The organism is Arthrobacter sp. SPT-J7 (assembly GCF_059089965.1).
Genome location: NZ_JBNHFF010000362.1, coordinates 1 through 2258 on the forward strand (window position 1 = coordinate 1; position 2258 = coordinate 2258).

The following is a 2258-nucleotide window of genomic DNA, read 5'->3' on the forward strand; positions in this document are numbered from 1 at the left end:
AGCAGGAAGCTGAGAACTACGCTGAGCTGGAGAGGCTCTTCAGGACTTCACCGGATCCCGTCCTTCTTTCCGATGTGGGACCACTGGATGGCCCCGTCAGGGGCTTTGGCAAATTGGAGAAGGTGCCGGCGGCTGGGCAGTACATCATCACGGCAGCCTGTGTTGGTGCTTCCGGTGCCAAAGTCCTCGTTGGACAGGAGTATCCCGGCGCCAGCTTTCAGCCGGTGGAGCTCACGCTCGATTGCGCCGGGGCCACGTCACAGGTCATCACACTTCAGCAGGGGTACGTTTTCGCGCATCTGCTCCTGCCCAGCCCTGGCGATACGCCGTGGACCGGGGCGGTTGGCGGTGTGCGCGTTACCGGCCCCGGCTGACGCGCCCCACGCCTTCGGATTGCCCTGAAATTATCCGGGCCGAGCAGGTCATGAACGGGTAACGAAGGTACTGCTGCAATCACGTGTTAGTAACCCTTGGGAATCAAGGCGGCCATCCACGCCGCCCCGTCCCTAGAATGAGGCATGGATTCGATCCCTGCGGTGATCCTCATTATCGGTGCCGCTTTCGCCTGGATCGGTTTGACAGTATTCGTCATCCTGAGGTTGCGCCGCCGCCGGAACGGGTCCTCACTGATAGCTTCGGCTCCCCCTCCTGCCGAAGCCGGTAGCCCCCGTCCGCATAAACCATGGCGCCGTGTCCGTCCCCCAACAGGGCAGACCCCGCGCCGACGCCGGCTGCGGAGCCGGAAGGTCCGCGGGTGAAAGGCTTCTGTCAGGTCCGGGTGCGATCGATGGACCTGCGAATACCGACGATCCTGACGGCGACTCCGGTCAGGACAAGGCCGATCCCCAACGCCATAAGGACCCAGACAGGGACCGAAGCCGATTCGATGTTTCGATAGCACTCTGCCGCGAGCCCCGTAGTCCGCAGCTGGAGGTCTGCTATCTCAGCTGCACGGCTCTGCGGGAGCAGCGGGCTGCCGCACAGCGGCCCCACTGCCTTCAAGCCGATAACGACACTAAGGATCTGGACGGCGAATCCAACTGCGATCGTCACAATCCAGCCACGGCGTTGACCAAGGTCCTGATTGATGGCCTTTGTCGTATTTCCCGGAGAATCTCGAACCGCCATGCTTAGAGCATAGTGGGACTTCGCCTGGCTCGGGCGGGAGCAGCAGTTCGCTGCTGCCGGCTGTGGGCTGGTCCGTGGCGGACCAGTCCGAGGAACAAGCATTTGCGGGAAGGCCGCTCACGTAATCCGGGCCCGCGCTACCGGTGAACGGGGCAATGCGAGGGCCCATCCACCCGCCACTCCAATGGCCAGTAGTACGGTTACGAAGCCGATCGCCGGTGCGCTCGCCCACGCCAGTGCATCGCCATACCGCAACAGGGCAAGGGCCTGCAGAGTGACGAAGGCAACGGAGGTCAGGGCCACGGGGCGGACGGTGCGAAGGTCGTGGCTCATCTGGCCCTGCGCGGCCGCCCACCCAAGACCGACCAGCCACGCTCCGATCGCCCTCGCTGTGAGCTCGGACAGTGGCCACGGCCACCATGCAGCGGCAGGAGTGGGTACCGCCAGAAGCGTTACGCCATACAACAGCAGTACCGCGGCTATTCCCACGAGGAGCAGCCGCAGCGCAGGGGGCAGCACCGGCCATCCCCTTATTACGGACTTTGGGGCAGGACGCCGGGTGCGGACCTGCATCCAGCTGATGACGAGCATTGCCACGGGCACGATGGCATAGATTGCCAGCCATGCCCAGGCGGCCACTTGGGCAAGGCTGCCAGCGCCCGGCGACAGGTGGAATCGGTCAAGATGGAGCAGGGTGACCCCGAAGGTCAACGTCGTGAACACGAACACGGGCCAGACAGCCAGCCTCGCTGAATCCCAACTCGATGAGCGGGCGCCCGTCACCTCCATCCCGGCGGCCGACCAGTAGGCCGCCCCAAGGAAGACCGCCGTCATGGGCGGATCGACTGTCCACGCGAACCATTCCGCAGTCCGGAGCGGAAACACAAACAGCACCAGCCCGGCAAGAAACACGAGGAATGCAGCAAGGTAGAGCAGCCACCGCATCGGCGGAATCAACGGTGTGGCCTCAGTTGAAGCGGACGTCACCGGGCAGCTCCTCGGGTGCGGCTGCCCCACGAGGGTTGGACGGCAGGACAGGCAAAGGATTTTCGGCCAGGTAGGTGTGAAGCATTGAAACCACGGTGGCGCCGTCCCCCACTGCGGTAGCTACTCTTTTGATAGAACCCGAC

Annotated in this window: 3 protein-coding genes; 1 reads left to right on the forward strand and 2 read right to left on the reverse strand. The window is 63.9% G+C overall.

The features are described from left to right. Positions 1-374 (forward strand): hypothetical protein (locus tag AC5RWX_RS32640; RefSeq protein ID WP_494100313.1); only part of this gene is annotated, 374 nt, incomplete at its 5' end. Between the two features lie 394 nt (positions 375-768). On the opposite strand, the gene AC5RWX_RS32645 is transcribed toward AC5RWX_RS32640, so the two are convergent. Beyond that, positions 769-1053: a hypothetical protein gene (locus AC5RWX_RS32645; protein WP_494100314.1), complete on the reverse strand. Its 285-nt coding sequence runs from the start codon at positions 1051-1053 to the stop codon at positions 769-771. Between the two features lie 192 nt (positions 1054-1245). After that, the gene (locus tag AC5RWX_RS32650) at positions 1246-2115 is read right to left on the reverse strand and encodes a hypothetical protein (RefSeq protein WP_494100315.1); all 870 of its coding nucleotides are present in this window, start codon (positions 2113-2115) and stop codon (positions 1246-1248) included. Positions 2116-2258 lie beyond the last annotated feature (143 nt).